This is a genomic window from Arthrobacter sp. zg-Y1116 (assembly GCF_024385485.1).
Lineage (GTDB): Bacteria > Actinomycetota > Actinomycetes > Actinomycetales > Micrococcaceae > Arthrobacter_B.
Genome location: NZ_JANFLR010000001.1, coordinates 724210 through 740624, shown reverse-complemented (window position 1 = coordinate 740624; position 16415 = coordinate 724210). Strand labels below are relative to the sequence as shown.

At 65.2% G+C, this 16415-nt stretch carries 15 protein-coding genes; 10 read left to right on the top strand and 5 right to left on the bottom strand.

The genetic code is table 11. The annotated features are described in order from the left end of the window. Window positions 1–85: 85 nt before the first annotated feature. The 10 genes from NNX34_RS03430 to NNX34_RS03385 all read left to right on the top strand — a co-directional run bounded on the left by NNX34_RS03430 (window position 86) and on the right by NNX34_RS03385 (window position 10733). Window positions 86–862 carry an SGNH/GDSL hydrolase family protein gene (locus NNX34_RS03430; protein WP_255765123.1) on the top strand — a complete coding sequence of 259 codons (777 nt, stop codon included), beginning with the start codon at window positions 86–88 and terminating at the stop codon, window positions 860–862. A gap of 212 nt (window positions 863–1074) precedes the next feature. Next, the gene (locus NNX34_RS03425; RefSeq protein WP_255765122.1) at window positions 1075–2661 is read left to right on the top strand and encodes an MFS transporter; all 1587 of its coding nucleotides are present in this window, start codon (window positions 1075–1077) and stop codon (window positions 2659–2661) included. Between the two features lie 136 nt (window positions 2662–2797). After that, complete coding sequence (locus NNX34_RS03420) at window positions 2798–3292, top strand: MarR family winged helix-turn-helix transcriptional regulator (protein WP_255765121.1); 495 nt, start codon at window positions 2798–2800, stop codon at window positions 3290–3292. A 98-nt stretch (window positions 3293–3390) separates the two neighbouring features. Further along, window positions 3391–4533: a glucose-1-phosphate adenylyltransferase family protein gene (locus NNX34_RS03415; protein WP_255765120.1), complete on the top strand. Its 1143-nt coding sequence runs from the start codon at window positions 3391–3393 to the stop codon at window positions 4531–4533. A 374-nt stretch (window positions 4534–4907) separates the two neighbouring features. Further along, window positions 4908–5144: a 50S ribosomal protein L28 gene (rpmB, locus tag NNX34_RS03410; RefSeq protein ID WP_146360594.1), complete on the top strand. Its 237-nt coding sequence runs from the start codon at window positions 4908–4910 to the stop codon at window positions 5142–5144. Then, window positions 5144–5311, top strand: a complete 168-nt coding sequence (gene rpmG / locus NNX34_RS03405; RefSeq protein ID WP_227919278.1) for a 50S ribosomal protein L33 — start codon at window positions 5144–5146, stop codon at window positions 5309–5311. Before rpmB ends, rpmG begins: the two co-directional genes overlap by 1 nt. Window positions 5312–5313: 2 nt before the next feature. Beyond that, window positions 5314–5619 (top strand): 30S ribosomal protein S14, encoded by a 306-nt coding sequence (rpsN, locus tag NNX34_RS03400; RefSeq protein WP_146360596.1) that lies wholly within the window; start codon window positions 5314–5316, stop codon window positions 5617–5619. 483 nt (window positions 5620–6102) lie between these two features. Further along, window positions 6103–6390 (top strand): HU family DNA-binding protein, encoded by a 288-nt coding sequence (locus NNX34_RS03395; RefSeq protein WP_269440137.1) that lies wholly within the window; start codon window positions 6103–6105, stop codon window positions 6388–6390. 180 nt (window positions 6391–6570) lie between these two features. Next, complete coding sequence (locus tag NNX34_RS03390) at window positions 6571–8781, top strand: cytochrome c oxidase assembly protein (RefSeq protein WP_370647217.1); 2211 nt, start codon at window positions 6571–6573, stop codon at window positions 8779–8781. Beyond that, window positions 8781–10733: an NHL domain-containing thioredoxin family protein gene (locus tag NNX34_RS03385; protein ID WP_255765117.1), complete on the top strand. Its 1953-nt coding sequence runs from the start codon at window positions 8781–8783 to the stop codon at window positions 10731–10733. The genes NNX34_RS03390 and NNX34_RS03385 overlap by 1 nt, the downstream gene beginning before the upstream one ends. Window positions 10734–10832: 99 nt before the next feature. Here NNX34_RS03385 and NNX34_RS03380 read toward each other — a convergent pair whose 3' ends face one another. From NNX34_RS03380 to NNX34_RS03360, 5 genes are all read right to left on the bottom strand, one after another. After that, on the bottom strand, window positions 10833–11810 hold the full coding sequence (locus NNX34_RS03380; protein WP_255765116.1) for a hypothetical protein: 978 nt from the start codon (window positions 11808–11810) through the stop codon (window positions 10833–10835). A gap of 102 nt (window positions 11811–11912) precedes the next feature. Continuing rightward, window positions 11913–13172, bottom strand: a complete 1260-nt coding sequence (locus tag NNX34_RS03375) for an ABC transporter ATP-binding protein (RefSeq protein WP_255765115.1) — start codon at window positions 13170–13172, stop codon at window positions 11913–11915. A gap of 41 nt (window positions 13173–13213) precedes the next feature. Further along, a complete protein-coding gene (locus NNX34_RS03370; protein ID WP_255765114.1) occupies window positions 13214–14056 on the bottom strand; it encodes a carbohydrate ABC transporter permease in 843 nt (280 codons plus the stop codon). Next, the gene (locus NNX34_RS03365; protein WP_255765113.1) at window positions 14057–15019 is read right to left on the bottom strand and encodes a carbohydrate ABC transporter permease; all 963 of its coding nucleotides are present in this window, start codon (window positions 15017–15019) and stop codon (window positions 14057–14059) included. Beyond that, on the bottom strand, window positions 15016–16338 hold the full coding sequence (locus NNX34_RS03360) for an extracellular solute-binding protein (protein ID WP_255765112.1): 1323 nt from the start codon (window positions 16336–16338) through the stop codon (window positions 15016–15018). Before NNX34_RS03360 ends, NNX34_RS03365 begins: the two co-directional genes overlap by 4 nt. Window positions 16339–16415: the final 77 nt, after the last annotated feature.

Genomic DNA, 16415 nt, shown 5'->3' with positions numbered 1-16415 from the left:
CTAGCCCGGCACGGAGCCCGTCGGCGGCGTGCGCGGCATCCTGCTTGGAACGGGAGTTTCCCGAGGAAGCTTGTAATCTGTGGTGGTGACTTTCAAGCAGCGATACGTGGCCCTGGGTGATTCGTTTACGGAAGGCGTGGGGGACGAGGATGAGACCCGTCCCAACGGCGTGCGTGGCTGGGCGGACCGCGTGGCCGAGCAACTGGTGCTCGCGGACAGCTCCTGGGGGTATGCGAACCTCGCCATCCGCGGCAAGAAGCTGCACCAGGTCCTGAACGAGCAGGTGGATGCCGCCATCGCGCTGTCGCCCACGCTGGTGACCATCTATGCCGGGGGCAATGACATCCTGCGTCCCAAGGTGGACATTGACGCCATAGTTGCCGCCTACGACGCCGGGATTGCGAAGCTGTGCTCCAGCGGTGCCGCGGTGCTTGTCTTCACGGGATTCGATTCGGGCAACTCCCCGGTCTTCGGCCGCACCCGCGGACGCACGGCGATCTACAACGAACTGGTCCGCGAGGCGGTGGAGAAGAACGACGCCGTGCTGGTGGACTACTGGCGCATGAAGAACCTCCAGGACGAACGGTACTGGGCCGTGGACCGCCTGCACATGTCCCCGGCCGGTCACATGCTGACCGCCAAGAAGGTGCTGGAAGTGCTCCGCGGAACGGACGCCATTAGCACTCCGGAGCTGGAGGAGCTGCCCGCGCGCAACCGGGTGGAGCAGCTCCGCCGGGATGCCCAGTGGGCGCGCGAATACCTCGGTCCGTGGGTGAGCCGCAGGCTCCGCGGAGTGTCTTCCGGGGACAACCTCAGCCCCCGTTATCCGGACCTGACGCACCCGCCGCTGCCCGCTTCGTAAACGCCCGTGCGGGAAATCACATATGCGGCGATAAGTACGCTGTTTGTCTACCGAAACCGCTCCCGGCCCCTGCCCTGACAAGGGAAATTACGTTCCTCGATTCGGTGGATGCACCGCATTTTTCCTAAACTTGTAGGCCTGCCCGGCACCGTGTGGTGTTCGGGTGGTTGCTTCTGTCTCCAGCAGCCGACTTCGATCGAGGGAAGGCCCACATGCCGAAAGATGCACCCCCCCACGTCTCCGGAACCCCGGATTCACCGTCCAGACCGACGGCCCGCAAGACCCGCAGGTCCCCCCTGCGGCGCCGCCGTCTTGAGGTGGACGACGTAAATGTCGTCGACAAGTCCATGATGAAAAAGGCTGTCGGCGGCACGGTTGTCGGCAACACCATGGAATGGTTCGACGTCGGTGTCTACGGCTACCTCGCCGTCACCATGGGTGCCGTCTTCCTGTCCGACGCCGACAAGGACGCGCAGCTGCTCTTCAGCCTCGGCGTCTTCGCTGCCACCTTCATCGCCCGTCCGCTGGGCGGCGTCGTCTTCGGGCGCCTCGGCGACCGTATGGGCCGCCAGAAGACCCTGGCCATCACGCTGATCATGATGGCCGGTTCCACTTTCGTCATCGGCCTGCTGCCCAGCTACGGCACCATCGGCATCTGGGCTCCGATCCTGCTGGTGCTCATGAAGCTGCTGCAGGGCTTCTCCACCGGCGGCGAGTACGCCGGTGCCACCACCTTTGTTACCGAATACGCCTCCGACAAGCGGCGCGGCTTCCTCGCCAGCATCCTGGACCTGGGCAGCTACCTGGGCTTCGCCCTGGGTGCAGCCGTCGTATCGGTAATGCAGCTGCTGCTCTCCGACGCCGACATGGTGGACTGGGGCTGGCGCATCCCGTTCCTGGTTGCGGGGCCGATGGGCGCCGTCGCCATTTACTTCCGGCTCAAGATCGAAGAATCCCCGGCGTTCCAGGCCACCCTGGATGCACAGGAAGCCGGCGCCAAGGCCGGCGACGAAACCGAGTCGCTGGGCACCATGGGCATTTTCCGTGCCTACTGGCGTCCGATCGTGCTGGCCATGGTCCTCGTGGCCGCAGCCAACACCGTGGGCTACGCGCTGACGTCCTACATGCCCTCCTACCTGACGGATTCCAAGGGCTACGATCCGGTCCACGGCACCATGCTGACCATCCCCGTGCTGGTTCTGATGGCACTGTGCATTCCGCTCACCGGCAAGCTCTCCGACCGCATCGGACGCCGTCCGGTGCTGTGGATGGGTGCCGGCTCCACCATCGTCCTGGCCGTTCCGTCCTTCTGGCTGATTGGCCAGGGTCCGGTTGCCACCACCCTGCTTGGCCTGGCGCTGCTCGCCGTCCCGGTGACCTTCTACGTGTCCAACCTGGCCTCCGCACTGCCGGCGCTCTTCCCGACTGCCAGCCGCTACGGTGCCATGGGCATCTCCTACAACTTCGCCGTTGCCATCTTCGGCGGCACCGCGCCGCTGATCATGCAGGGCCTGATCACCCTTACGGACAACGACATGATGCCGGCCTACTGGCTGATGTTCACCTCCGTGGCGGGTGCCATTGCCGTGGGCGTTATGAAGGAATCGGCCAACCGGCCGATGCCCGGTTCCATGCCGAGCGTGGACACCCACGCCGAGGCACACGAACTGGTGGCCGGCCAGGACGAGAACCCGCTGCTCGACGTCGATTCGCTGCCGTTCGACACCCTGGGAAGCCAGCAGGCGCCCTCCACTGCACAGCCCGCTGACAACCGCGCGGAGCCCGGCGTCAGCCGCTAACCGCAATACCGCCAGCCACAGGAGCCGGCCGGACGCCCCGCGCGACCGGCCGGCTCCTGCCGTTGGGCACCGGTTGGAGCGCAGCCCCAACCCTGCGATCATTGAAACGTAAAGCTTTGACGAGAGGAACGCCGGGATGACTGAGAGCACCCCCCGCTGGCTAAGCGCCCCGGAACGGCAGGCCTGGCTGGCCCTGTACGCGGTATCGGGCCTTCTCCCGGCCGCGCTCGACGCCGATCTGTTCCGCCGTGCGCGGATCACCCTCTTCGATTACCACGTCCTGGCCATGGTCTCCGAGGCCGAAGGCAGGTCCCTGCCGATGAGCGAGCTGGCCGCGCGCTCCAACGCTTCGCTGTCCCGGCTTTCCCATGTGGTGAAGAAACTGGAGCAGCGCGGCTGGATGTCCCGGACTCCCTCGCCTGCGGATGCCCGGGTGACGACGGCGGCACTGACGGATGAAGGCATGGCCGCCCTCGAAGGACTCGCGCCGGAACATGTTGAATCCGTCCGGAAGGCGGTCTTCGATGCCCTCTCCGACGAAGACGTCGCGGATCTGGAACGGGTGGGAAAGAAGATACTCGCCCGCCTCGACCCCGGCAACGGCATTCTCGGGCCGAATCAGGCACCGTAGCGCCAAAGTCAACTTGTTGCCCGGGTGCCTGCCCTTGTTAACGTGGTTAGTACTGAGCTAACGCTCGATATCCACGGCACGATGAGAGGCACCACAGCATGCGCGTACCCCGAATCCTGACCGTAGTCCTCGCCGGCGGTGCCGGCGGACGGTTGGGCAGCTTAACGGACCACCGAGCGAAACCGGCCATCCCGGTTGCCGGGTCCTACAACCTCATCGACATTTCCCTCTCCAACCTGCACAACAGCGGCTTCGGCGATGTCTGGATTGTGGAGCAGTACAAGCCCCAGTCGCTCAATGACCAGATGGTCAGCGGGCGGCCCTGGGACCTTGACCGCACCCAGGGCGGGCTGCGGGTGCTTCCGCCCTTCCAAGGCGGCGACGGCGAAGGCTTCGCCCAGGGCAACGCGGACGCGCTGTACCGCCAGGCGGAGTACATCCGCGAATTTGATCCGGACCTCGTGCTGGTGCTCAGCGCCGACCATCTCTACCGTCTGGACTACCGCGACGTCGTCGAAACGCATCAGGCAAACGGGGCGGCCCTGACCCTGGTCACCACGAAGATCAACAACAACCCGGGAGACCACGGGGTGGTCGAGGTAACCGACGGGCTGGTCACCGGATTCGAGTACAAGCCCCAGGACCCGAAGACGGACCTGGTGGCGGCGGAGATCTTCCTCTATGACACCGATGTCCTCCTGAACGCACTGGACACCCTGGTGAAGCGGGACGGCCAGCTCGAGGATTACGGCGACCAGCTCATTCCCTACCTGGTGGAGCAGGAAAAGGTCGTGGAATACCGGCTGCCGGGGTACTGGCGGGACATGGGCACGCCGCGCAGTTACCACCAGGCGCACCTGGACCTGATCGAGGGCAACGGCCTGGATTTTGATGATCCGCAGTGGCCGATCCTCTCCGCCAGCCCGCGGCGGCTGCCGGCCTATGTCGGGCCGAACGGTGTCGCCGTGGAGAGCCTGCTGTCTCCCGGTGCCCGGGTCGAAGGCAGCGTCCGCCGCAGCGTTCTCAGCGCCGGTGCAGTAGTGGAGGCCGGTGCCGAAGTGGATTCCTGCGTGCTGCTGGACGGCGTGGTGGTCCGGTCCGGAGCGCGGATCGCAAACCTGATCGTGGACTCCACGACGGTGATCGGCGGAGGGCGGAAACTGGACGGCGCGGAGCTGGATCCCGAAAACGGCGTGGCCGTGGTGGGACGCGATTCAAAGGCGGACGCGCCGTCGTCGTGATACCCGGCACGCAGGTACCTCCGAGTTTGAACGAAACGCCCGTTGCCCCTAGGATAGAGAGGCGTTAAGTCGTGTGTGTGTTAACCTGTTCCGCTCCGCGCGGGCAGGGGAGTATTTGCACGGCCACCCGTATAAACCTAGAATTGAAGGCTGTCGAGCCGGGTTCTCCCGTTCGGCTGCCTGAACTTCACCGTCTTCCCCGCGGCGAGGCACTTCGGCTGGATCTCACCCCGCCAGGTTAACCTCCGGAAAGTCGCAGTAATAACGGTGTCAAAACTGGTGGCGGGACGCTCTTTATGGCAGGTGCTTAGGCGCTTCCGCCTTGTGTCTGTTTTTTGAGGACCGTCATATTTACTACAACTGGAGGAGAGATCATGGCAGCTTACTGCCAGGTAACCGGAGCCATCCCCGGCTTTGGTCACAGCATTTCGCACTCGCACCGCCGCAACAAGCGTCGGTTCGACCCGAATATTCAGAAGAAGCGCTACTGGGTTCCGTCCCTGCGCCGCAACGTGACGCTGCAGGTTTCTGCACGCGGCATCAAGACGATTGACATCCGCGGCATCGACGCTGTTGTTACCGATCTGATCGCGAAGGGTGTGAAGCTGTAGTGGCTAAGGACAAGGACGTACGTCCGATCATCAAGCTGAAGTCCACTGCGGGCACCGGCTACACCTACGTAACTCGCAAGAACCGTCGTAACGATCCGGATCGTATGGTTCTGAAGAAGTACGATCCCAAGATCCGCCAGCACGTCGATTTCCGTGAGGAGCGCTAAGAATGGCAAAGAAGTCCAAGATTGCCCGCAATGAGCAGCGCAAGGTTGTTGTTGAGCGCTACGCTGCCAAGCGCCTCGAACTGAAGAAGACCCTGGTCGACGCTAACGCTACCGACGAAGCCCGCGAAGCTGCACGCCTCGGCCTGCAGAAGCTTCCGCGCAACGCTTCCCCGGTCCGCCTTCGTAACCGCGACCAGATTGACGGCCGCCCCCGCGGTACCCTCCAGAAGTTCGGTATCTCGCGTGTGCGTTTCCGCAACATGGCCCACGCAGGCGAACTGCCGGGCATCAAGAAGTCCAGCTGGTAAGCACTGCCTACCGCTTTAGAAGGACGGTCCCTCAACGGGGCCGTCCTTCTTGCTGTTAACGACCCTTTTGCGGGCCGGCCTCACCGGATGGAATTCCCTGACAAGGATTTCGCTGTCCCACCCGTCCGGAGGCCGGTCCGGCACTGATAGCGCAGATATCGGGGTTACGGGCCCCGGATAAGCCCGTTATCTGCACACCGGATGCGGGGCGGGGTCGGCCGAGGCCCCGCGGCGGAGGAACAAGACCCGCGGGCGCCGGCTCCGACGGCCCCGCCGGCAACCGCATATCACGGGACCAGCTTCCACGCGAGTTGACTGCTTATTGAGGGCAAAAAGCCACTTTTCGGCCGGGTTATCGGGAAAAATCCGCTAAATGCAGGGGTTTTTGCCGGAGTTGGGGGTCCAAGCTGGTAAGTTTTCGAACAGCGGCGGTTTCGCATCCGCGTTCCGCTCGAGTTACCCCAGAGTCCAGGAGGACATAAATTGGCTATGAACCGCAGTGAACTTGTTGCCGCAGTTGCAGAAAAGTCCGGCAACAGCCAGACCGCAGTCAACGGCGTGCTGGATGCCGTCTTCGACATCTTCGTAGATTCCGTTGCCAAGGGCGAGAAGATCACCATCCCGGGTTGGCTGGCAGTTGAGCGCACCGACCGCGCTGCACGTACGGGCCGCAACCCGCAGACCGGCGAAACCATTCAGATCCCGGCAGGCCACAGCGTCAAGCTGACCGCCGGCTCCAAGCTGAAGGCTGCCGTCTCCACCAAGAAGTAGCAGAACACCAGCGGCAACCTGCCGCAGCATTTGAGAGGGCCGGCATCGCGAAGATGCCGGCCCTCCCGTGTTTTCGGGTACCGGCCGGGGAGCCCAGCCGAAATGCCGCCGCGGCCGCACCGGCTGCAAACCCGTGACAGCCGCGACAATGATTGGCCCTATTTTTACAGCGGGTAGAGAATGGGTACTGTGCCAAAATCCGTCAAAACCCAGACCGATCGCCCCGCCGGCAGTTCGCGGCTTCCGCAGCACGGCAACGGGGGCGACCCAAGCGCAGCAGGGGCGAGCAGCAGCGCTGTTCCCGGCGTGCGCACCGGCTGGCTTGCAGCCGCCGGCGCCCTCGCCTTCATCGCCCTGGCAGCGGCCATGCTTTTCACCGGTGCCGCCGGAGCAACGCAGCTGGGGGATCCCGGATCGCTGACCCGCTGGGCGCTCCCCGCAGCGAAGGCCGTGCAGAATATTTCCATGGCTGCCGTTATAGGCTCGCTTGTTTTCGCCGTGACGATCCTGCCCAAAAGCCTGAATTTTCGACGCGTGCGGAAAAACACGTCCGGCCGGCCTGCACCTGCTGAGCCCGAGCATCCTGCGTTCACCCGTGCGCTGACCCTGACCTCGGTTGCCGCGGTCATCTGGACCCTCTCCGCGCTGGCGGTGATGGTGTTTACGTACTCGGATGTTTCCGGGCTGCCGCTCGGCACCGACTCCACTTACACGGCGGGCCTGGCGTCCTTCCTGACTGACTTTTCCACCGGCCGGGCCTGGCTGGCAGTGAGCATCATCGCCGCCGTAGTCACCGCACTGTCCTTCGGCGTGCGGTCCCTCGGCATGCTGGCCTTCACACTGGTCCTCGCCGTCGGCGCCCTGCTCCCCACCGCCCTGATCGGGCACTCCGCCGGCGGGGACGATCATGCCGCAGCGGTGAACTCGATCGGGCTGCACCTGCTGGGTGTATGCCTTTGGATCGGCGGAATCATTGTCCTGGCCGTCGTATCCAGGCAGCTGGGTTCCATCACGGGCGTAGTCCTTGCCAGGTTCTCGGCCCTCGCCGGCTTCGCCTTCGCGCTGGTGTTCCTCTCCGGCGTCGTCAATGCGTCCCTGCGGATCAATTCGCTGGACCAGCTGGGGACGCCTTGGGGCGGCCTGGTCCTCACCAAAGCCGGGCTCACGCTGCTCCTGGGCGTTCTGGGGCTGATGCACCGCAACTGGATCATTCCGCGCCTCGCCGGTTCCCACCCGTCCCGTACCCCGGTGCCCGCCGGCACGGCAGTCCCCAACGGCGGGCTTTCGGCCCAACGGGTGCTCTGGCAGCTCATTGCCGTGGAACTGGCCGTCATGGGTGCCGTGTCCGGCGTGGCCGTGGCCCTGGGCCGCACCGCGCCGCCGCGTTCCGAAGAGCTTCCCCAGGATGCCTCCCCGGCTCGTATCCTGACCGGCTACGACCTTCCGCCCGAGCTGACGCCGGAACGCTACCTCACCGAGTGGCGGCCGGACTGGCTCTGGGTTGCCGTCATCCTGACGCTGGCGACGTCCTATCTCATCGGCGCGGTGCGTCTGCGCCGCCGCGGAGACAAATGGCCGGTCCGGCGCACGGCCTGCTGGCTGGTTGGCCTGCTGGCCCTCGGCTACATCACCTGCGGCGCGCCGCAGGTTTACGGCATGGTCCTGTTCAGCACGCACATGCTGGCGCACATGGCCCTGACCATGGTGGTGCCGCTGTTCCTCGTCCTGGGGGCACCGGTCACCCTGGCGCTCAAGGCACTGACGCCCCGCACCGACGGTACCCGCGGGATCCGGGAATGGATCCTCATCGGAGTGCATTCACGCTTCTCGAAGATCATCACCAACCCGATCGTGGCCGCCGTGAACTTTGCCGGCTCCATTGTGGTCTTCTACTATTCGGACCTCTTCGGGCTGGCCCTGCGCGAACACGTTGGGCACGAGCTGATGGTGGTGCACTTCCTGCTGACCGGTTACATCTTCATCCTGACGATGATCGGGATCGACCCGCTGCCCGGCCGCGCGCCGTACCCGCTGCGCCTGGTGATCCTGCTCGCCACCATGGCCTTCCACGCCTTCTTCGGAGTGGCGGTGATGGGCGGAACGGCATTGATCCAGGCTTCCTACTTCGGGAACATGGGCCGGGAATGGGGACTGTCGGCCCTGGCGGACCAGCAGCTGGGCGGTTCGTTGATGTGGGGAATCGGTGAAATTCCGACCCTGTTCGTGGCCATCGGGGTGGCTTATCAGTGGTCCAAGAGCGACGCCCGGGAAACCCGGCGGCTGGACCGCGCAGCGGAGCGGAATAATGACGCCGATCTGACTGCTTACAACAACATGTTTGCAAACCTGGCACAGCGTGATGCCGGGACCCCGGACCAAGGAGATCGTTAATGACTGAAACCGTGCGCGCCGGATACCGGGTGCGGGCCTCGGAGCTTGAGGGCCGCAACTGGCTGAACACCGGCGGCCGGCAGCTGAACCTGGAGGATCTCCGCGGCAAGATCGTGTTGCTGGATTTCTGGACTTTCTGCTGCATCAACTGCCTGCACGTGCTGGACGAGCTCCGGCCCCTGGAGGAAAAGTTCTCCGACGTGCTGGTCACGGTGGGAGTCCATTCCCCGAAGTTCGAGCACGAAGCGGACCCGGTGGCCCTCGCCGCCGCCGTGGAGCGCTACGAAATCCACCACCCCGTCCTGGATGACCCGGAGCTGCTCACCTGGCAGGCCTACACCGCCCGTGCCTGGCCCACCCTGGTGGTCCTGGACCCCGAGGGGTACATCGTGGCGCACCTGTCCGGCGAAGGGCACGCAGCGGGCCTGGAATCGCTTGTGGCCGAGCTTGTGGAGGAACACGAGGCCAAGGGGACACTGCACCGCGGCGACGGCCCCTACGTCCCGGCAGAACCCACCGCCGGGGACCTGCGGTTCCCGGGAAAGGTGACCGCCCTGCCCGGGGGTACCTTCCTGGTTGCCGATACGGGCCACCACCGCCTCGTGGAGCTGGAAGCGGACCTGACGGGCGTCCGCCGGACCATCGGCGACGGCACCAAGGGCTGGCGGGACGGCGACGCCGGGACGGCACGCTTCAACGAACCCCAGGGTGTGGCCCTGCTGCCTGCCGACGTGGCGGAAAAGGCAGGGTACGACGTCGTAGTGGCGGACACGGTCAACCACCGCCTGCGTTCGGTGAACCTCGCTACCGGTGCCGTCCAGACCATCGCCGGCAACGGCGTGCAGCGGCTGCTGGACGCCGGGAACCAGACCAAGGCGGGTGCGGCATCCGCCGGATCCGGTGAAGCCGCGGGGGACAGTGCCCCCTCCGATTCCTCCGACCTGCTGGGCGCCGACCCGCTCAACATTTCGCTGTCCTCGCCGTGGGACCTGGTCTGGTCCTCGAAGCTGCAGCGGCTGGTCATCGCCATGGCCGGCACCCACCAGATCTTCAGCTTTGATCCGGTAACCGGGGCCGTAGCAGTCCTGGCCGGCACGGGACTGGAAGGCCTGCTCGACGGCGCCGCCTCCGCGGCCTGGTTCGCCCAGTCCTCCGGCCTCGCCGAAGACAACGAGGGAAACCTCTGGGTGGCGGACTCCGAGACGTCCGCCCTGCGCAAGCTGTCCCTGGACGGCACCGGCATCCAGGTGGAAACCGCCGTCGGCACCGGCCTGTTCGACTTTGGCTTCCGCGACGGCGCCGCCTCCCAGTCCCGGCTGCAGCACCCGCTGGGCGTAGCCGTGCTGCCGGACGGTTCCGTGGCCGTTGCCGACACCTACAACGGTGCGGTGCGGCGCTACGATCCGGTCACGGGCACCGTCTCCACCCTGGCCCGCGGACTCTCCGAGCCTTCGGACGTGCTGGTGGACAACAGCGCCGCCGAACCGCTGCTGATTGTGGTCGAGTCCAACCGGCACCAGCTGGTCCGCCTGCCCATCCCGAAGGAAGCCCAGTCCGTGGATGAAGGCGCCCGGCAGACGCAGCGGCCGAAGACCCCCGTGGAAGCCGGACCAATGTCCCTGACGGTGCGCTTTGCCGCTCCCAAGGGCCAGAAGCTCGATGACCGCTGGGGCGATCCCACGCAGTTGAAGATCTCCGCCTCCCCGGAGGCACTGCTCGTTTCCGGCGGCGGTACGGCCACGGGGCTGACCCGTGAGCTCGTGCTCTCCGACACGGTGACGGATGGAGTACTCCACATCACCGCCCGTGCTGCCGCCTGCGACGGAGAGCCGGGCGGGGAGATCCCGGACCACGCGGCCTGCCACATGTACCAGCAGGACTGGGGCATTCCGGTAGTGCTGCAGGCCGGCGGCGAGTCCGAGCTGGTCCTGGACCTGCGCGGACTGGACTGAGCACCTCTTCCCTGACAGGGCGGCCCTGACCGGGCCCGCTTAACGACGCAGGCGGCGGCATGGGAATCCATGCCGCCGCCTGCGCTTTGTTGAGGGCTGCTAGTCGACCTGCGGGCTCAGCGTGACGTTTTCGCCGTCCACGCGGAGGGAAGCACTGAAGGTGAAGGGCTCATCGGCCACCAGCGGGCTCTTGTCGCCGCTGAAGAGGTCCACCTGGGTGGCGGTGACCTGCGCGGTGCCGCTCAGCGGGCTGAGCACCCAGGCGCCCTCAGCCTGGGTCAGTTCAACGTCGGGGTAGTCGGTGATGCTCCACCTGATTGGCTGGTCCACCCGGTTGTTGGTGAGGTGGTAGAACGGGCAGCCCGGAGGCGCCAGACGGTCAGCGGCCGTGCAGTCGTCGAGGAACTCGCGGATACCGGCATCAATCTTGGAAACCAGTTCCTTGGTTGCCTCCGGCACGAGGGTGAGCTGCGGCTCGGCGTCGTCCGACACCAGGATCTCCCGCTCCGCGGCGGCCAGGTACTGGCTGTCATAGGAGGCCGTCACCCGCGACGCCGGGAAGGCGGCGAACGTATTGGCGCCCTCCGGGAGCGTTACCCGGACCCCGTTGAGGGTCGCTTCCCGCAGCGCCGGAGCATTGACCTGAACGGTCGGCAGCGTGGCCGGCGCAAAGTCCCAGGTGTCGAAGAAGAGCCAGCGTTTGCCGGTGTTCTCCAGCACGAACCTGGTTGTTCCCTCGGCCTCGCCGTAGGCGTAGTCCACCGCAACCTCGACGCGGTTCCCGCCGATCTCCTCGGCGTCGCCGATTTGACGCACCTGCTGCCCCTTCACGGAGGCACGGAGGGCGTCGCCGTCCAGCAGTGCGGCGTTGGCCTCAGGGACCTGCGCGTTGAGCATCCCGAGTGCCTGTTCGCCCTCGCCGTCGGCCAGCTTCTGCAGATAGCTCTCGACGTGTTTCTCGGGGCCGTACGTCTTGGCGTTGACGAAGTAGATCACGACGACGGCGGCCGCGATGGTGAGCATGAGGGCAAGCAGCCAGGCGGCTACTGCCTTGATTACCGGTGATGTTCCCTGCACTGCTCTTACGTTACCTGCCCGGACGGACGAAGGCCGGATCGGTTTCCCGTCCGGCCTTCGTGTCAGCTGCCCTGGGGGAGGGCTGTGCCAGTTGTCCCGCTGCTAGGACGCTGCCGCCGGGACGGACTCGTGGGCAGCGGCGATCTCCTCGGCCCGGGCAGCATTGGCTTCCTCGGTCAGCTCGGCGCCCGCTGCGGCGTCGCGTGTGAGGTTTTCACCGGTTTCCGGGTCGAAGAGGTGCACCTTGCGGGTGTCCAGCCACAGCTCGGCGTCGCGTCCGCCGCGGATCCGGCTGGCGGCGTCGAGCGTCACCACCACCTGCGGGCGCAGCTCGTCGGCGTCCATGTCCCGGGCCAGGTTGTTCAGCAGCTCGCGTACCTCGGGGGTGGGGTCGAAGTGGATGTACCCGTACTGCTCGTTGCCCAGCCACTCCGTATGCGTGATCGGTGCCGTGAACGTGGAACCGTGCTGCAGCTTGCTTTCCTCCACGAGGGAGGCATCCTCGAAGAACTCCGGGCGGATGCCCACCAGCACAACCTGCTTGCCGGCGGCCTTTGCTGCCTTGTCTTCGGGGACGCGGATGTCGCCGACGGCGGTCTTCAGCACTCCGTCCTCCAGCGTTGCAGGCAGGAAGTTCATGGAGGGGGATCCGATGAAGCCGGCCACGAACAGGTTGATGGGCTGTTCGTAGAGCTCGCGCGGGGAGGCGACCTGCTGCAGGATGCCCTTCTTCAGCACCGCCACACGGTCACCGAGCGTCATGGCCTCGGTCTGGTCGTGGGTCACGTAGACGCTGGTGGTGCCCAGGCGGCGCTGCATCTGCGCAATCTCCGAACGCATCTGGCCGCGCAGCTTCGCGTCCAGGTTCGAGAGCGGCTCGTCGAAGAGGAACGCATCGGCCTGCCGGACGATAGCGCGGCCCATGGCCACCCGCTGCCGCTGGCCGCCCGAGAGGTTGGCCGGCTTGCGGTCCAGGTGGTCCGTCAGTTCCAGCGTTGCGGCGGCATCGGTCACGAGCTTGCGGACCTGCTCGTCGTTGTACTTACCCTTGTTCAGGCGCAGCGGGAACGCGATGTTCTCGTAGACGGTGAGGTGCGGGTAGAGCGCGTAGTTCTGGAACACCATGGCCAGGTTGCGGTCGCGCGGTGCCTTGTCATTGACGCGCTCTCCGTTGATAAGCAGATCGCCGGAGGTGATGTCCTCCAGCCCTACGATCATGCGCAGCAACGTCGATTTTCCGCAGCCCGACGGGCCCACCAGGATGATGAACTCGCCGTCGGCAATGTCCAGGCTGACATCGTTGACGGCCGGAAAACCGTCGCCGTACTTCTTGACGAGGTTCTTGAGGGTGATAGATGCCATGGTTAGGGATCCTTTTCTTCAGTCCGGGTGCCGAAAGGGAACTAGCCCTTGACGGCGCCCTGGGTTAGGCCGGAGACGATTTGGCGCTGGAACGCGAGCACCAGGACAACTACGGGAATGGTGACGATGATCGCCGCGGCGGAGATGGCACCGGTGGGCTCCTCGAACTGTGAAGCGCCGGTGAAGAACGCCAGGGCTGCCGGTACCGGCCGCGCCGCCTCGGTGGAGGTCAGCGATATGCCGTACACGAAGTCATTCCAGGCGATGAAGAACGCAATGATCGCGGTGGTGAAGACGCCGGGGGCGGCCAGGGGAACGATGGCCTTGCGGAACGCCTGCCACGTGGTGGCGCCGTCAACCTGGGCTGCCTGCTCCAGCTCCCACGGGATCTGCCGGAAGAATGCCGCCAGGGTCCAGATGGAGATCGGCAGCGTCAGGGACAGGTAGGGGATGATGAGTCCGGGCCACGTGTCGTAGAGCCCGATGTTGCGCCAGAGGTTGAACAGCGGGGTCACGATGGAGATCACCGGGAAGATCGAGACACCCAGCGCCGTGGTCAGCACCAGTTTCTTGCCCGGGAAGTCCAGGCGGGCAATTGCATAGGCGCACAGGGTGGCCAGGATGACCGCGATGAAGGTGGCGATCAGGCAGATGCCGATGGAGTTGCGCAGGCTGCTCAGGAACAGCCCCTGCGCGTCGCCGACGAGGATCTGCTCGTAGTTGCTCCATGACCAGTTGGTCGGGAGGAAGGTCCCGGAAGTCAGGTCGCTGGGCAGCTTGAACGAGGTGGCCAGGATCGATGCCACGGGGAACAGCGCGTACAGGACAACCAGAACCGAAATAATGGTCCAAATTGTCCGCCGTTTGGCAGGTGAGGACTTCACTTATTTACCCCCTCGTGCGCCGGAAAGGTCTACTTTGAACAGTTTGATGGCGATGAAACAGATGATGATGACGCAGATGAACAGCAGCACCGACACGGCCGAGCCCATGCCGATTTCCAGGCGGGTAATCGAAGTCCGGTAGGCCAGCAGCGAAAGCACCTCGGTGCCGTACGCGCCGTTGGTCATGATGTAGACGTTGTCGAAGATGCGGAAGGCGTCCAGTGCGCGGAACAGGACGGCGACCATGATGGCGGCCTTCATGTTCGGGATGATCACCTTGGACATCCGCTGCCACCAGGACGCACCGTCAACCTCTGCCGCTTCCGTCAGCTCGCCCGGAACCTGGGCCAGGCCCGCCAGCAGCAGCAGGGAGATGAACGGGGTGGTCTTCCAGATTTCAGAGGCCATGATGACGGACAGTGCCGTCCAGGTGTCGGCGAACCAGTTCAGGTCCGAGTCGATACCGGGCACCCAGTTGAACCAGCTGTTGATGTAGCCGGAGTTGATGTCGAAGGCATAGAACCAGGCGAAGGCGGAAACCACGGTGATGATGCCGTACGGCACGAGGATCGCGGTGCGCAGCCAGCCGCGGACGGCCTTCAGTGCGCTGTTCATCACCAGGGCCAGGGCAAAGCCGAGAATCAGCTCGACGACGACGGTGATGACCGTGATCAGCACCGTCACCCCCAGGTCCCGCCAGAACAGGCCGTCCGAAAGGATGGTCGCGTAGTTGCCCAGTCCCACGAACTCCCGGTCCGCCGGGGCGGTCAGGCGGTACTTGAACAGCGATTCCCAGAGCGCCAGGAGGATCGGATAGGCGGTGACCGCGAGCATGATGATGAAGGCGGGCCCGGCGAGCCAGAAACCCAGCCGCCGCTCCGCTTTGGCGCGGTCGCTGAGGGGCTGTTTGGACGGAGTGGGCTTGGCCGGGGCGTCCCGGACCGCTTCGACGGAAGTGCTCACAGCAGTTTCTCCCCTCTAAGGACTGCGAGAATGAATTCCTGGCTCTCGGCCGGGGTGGTATCGGGGTTGACGTCGCTCGGCGGAGTCCAGGTCTGCTGGATGCCGGTGGAGATCTCGTTGTAGTAGGGGGTCTGCGGCCGGGGCACGGCCAGTTCCAGCGAGTCCCGGATGACCGGGGCCATCGGGAATGTCTCTTCGATCCCCGGAGCGTTGTAGGCCTCTTCGTTCGACGGCGGGTTGCCGTTGGTGGTGAAGTACTGGGCCTGGTTCTCGGGCGAGACGATGCATTCGATGGCCTCGAACGCCAGGTCGGGGTGCTCGCTGTTGGAGCCCACACCGAGGTTGATGCCGCCCAGCGGGGGAGCCGTATCCTCGCCCTCGTTCATGGCCGGGTAGAGGGCCCAGCCGATGTCCTCGATGAGGGACGCAGGCAAGGCACCCTCCTCGACCGACGCGTTGGTGGCCGGCCAGACGAAGGGATAGTTGACCATGAACGAACCCTGGTCACCCTGGAACTGGATCATGGAGGTGTTTTCCGTCTGGGTGGGCAGACCGGGACCGCCCAGGCCCTCCTTGCCGATCGTGGAGACAACCTCTGCTGCCTGCTTTCCGGCCTCGGTGTCGAGACCCAGCTGCAGTTCATCCGCCGACGCGTCCGGATTCTGCACGATTTCACCGCCGGCAGACGCCACCAGGGCGTTCACCCACACGGTCATGGACTCCGCGCGGGCGCCCTGGACGCCGATGTATTTATCCTGGCTCTGCGCGGCATCGATGATCTGGTCCCAGGTCACCGGCTTGGTCATGTCCAGTTGTGCAGCCTCGGCCACGGATTTGCGGTACCAGAGGATCTGGGTGTTGGCCCAGAACGGTACGGCCACCACTTTGTCTTTCCACTTTGCGCCGGCCAGGGCGCCTTCCAGCACGCCCTCCGTGGTCCGCTCCGCTACGTCATCGGGTACGGGTGCCAGGTAACCCGGCTCCGCGTACTCGGGAACGTTGGGTGGATCCAGGCTCATGATGTCCATGCTCTTGTCCCCGGCAGCGAGGCGCCGGGCCAGCTGTTCGCGCTGGGAGGCGGCATCGTTCGGCAGCAGGGAGGTCTCGATGGTGTACGCGCCCCCGGAGGCATCGCTGCACTGCTTCGCCAGTTCGGCCTGCCCGCCGGCATCCGGATTGATGTACCAGGTCAAGGTGGGTGCTGCGCCCTCGTCGGATCCGCAGCCGGTCAGGAGGGTTGCGCCCAAGGCCAGAGCAACGCCGGCCGCAGCCCGTGCCCCTTTCCGGGTACGACCCCAGTATCTTGCGTCGTTTGGCATCGGTACTGTGCCTCCACCTCGTCGTAAGTGTCCCCTGCGGCGTTGCCTGAGACGGGCCGCACACTAAGCAGCCTTCA

Coding starts and splice junctions, on each gene's coding strand:
- NNX34_RS03425 (WP_255765122.1), top strand. CDS start 1,075: ATGCCGAAAGATGCACCCCCCCACGTCTCCGGAACCCCGGATTCACCG.
- NNX34_RS03420 (WP_255765121.1), top strand. CDS start 2,798: ATGACTGAGAGCACCCCCCGCTGGCTAAGCGCCCCGGAACGGCAGGCC.
- NNX34_RS03415 (WP_255765120.1), top strand. CDS start 3,391: ATGCGCGTACCCCGAATCCTGACCGTAGTCCTCGCCGGCGGTGCCGGC.
- rpmB (WP_146360594.1), top strand. CDS start 4,908: ATGGCAGCTTACTGCCAGGTAACCGGAGCCATCCCCGGCTTTGGTCAC.
- rpsN (WP_146360596.1), top strand. CDS start 5,314: ATGGCAAAGAAGTCCAAGATTGCCCGCAATGAGCAGCGCAAGGTTGTT.
- NNX34_RS03390 (WP_370647217.1), top strand. CDS start 6,571: ATGGGTACTGTGCCAAAATCCGTCAAAACCCAGACCGATCGCCCCGCC.
- NNX34_RS03385 (WP_255765117.1), top strand. CDS start 8,781: ATGACTGAAACCGTGCGCGCCGGATACCGGGTGCGGGCCTCGGAGCTT.
- NNX34_RS03375 (WP_255765115.1), bottom strand. CDS start 13,172: ATGGCATCTATCACCCTCAAGAACCTCGTCAAGAAGTACGGCGACGGT.
- NNX34_RS03360 (WP_255765112.1), bottom strand. CDS start 16,338: ATGCCAAACGACGCAAGATACTGGGGTCGTACCCGGAAAGGGGCACGG.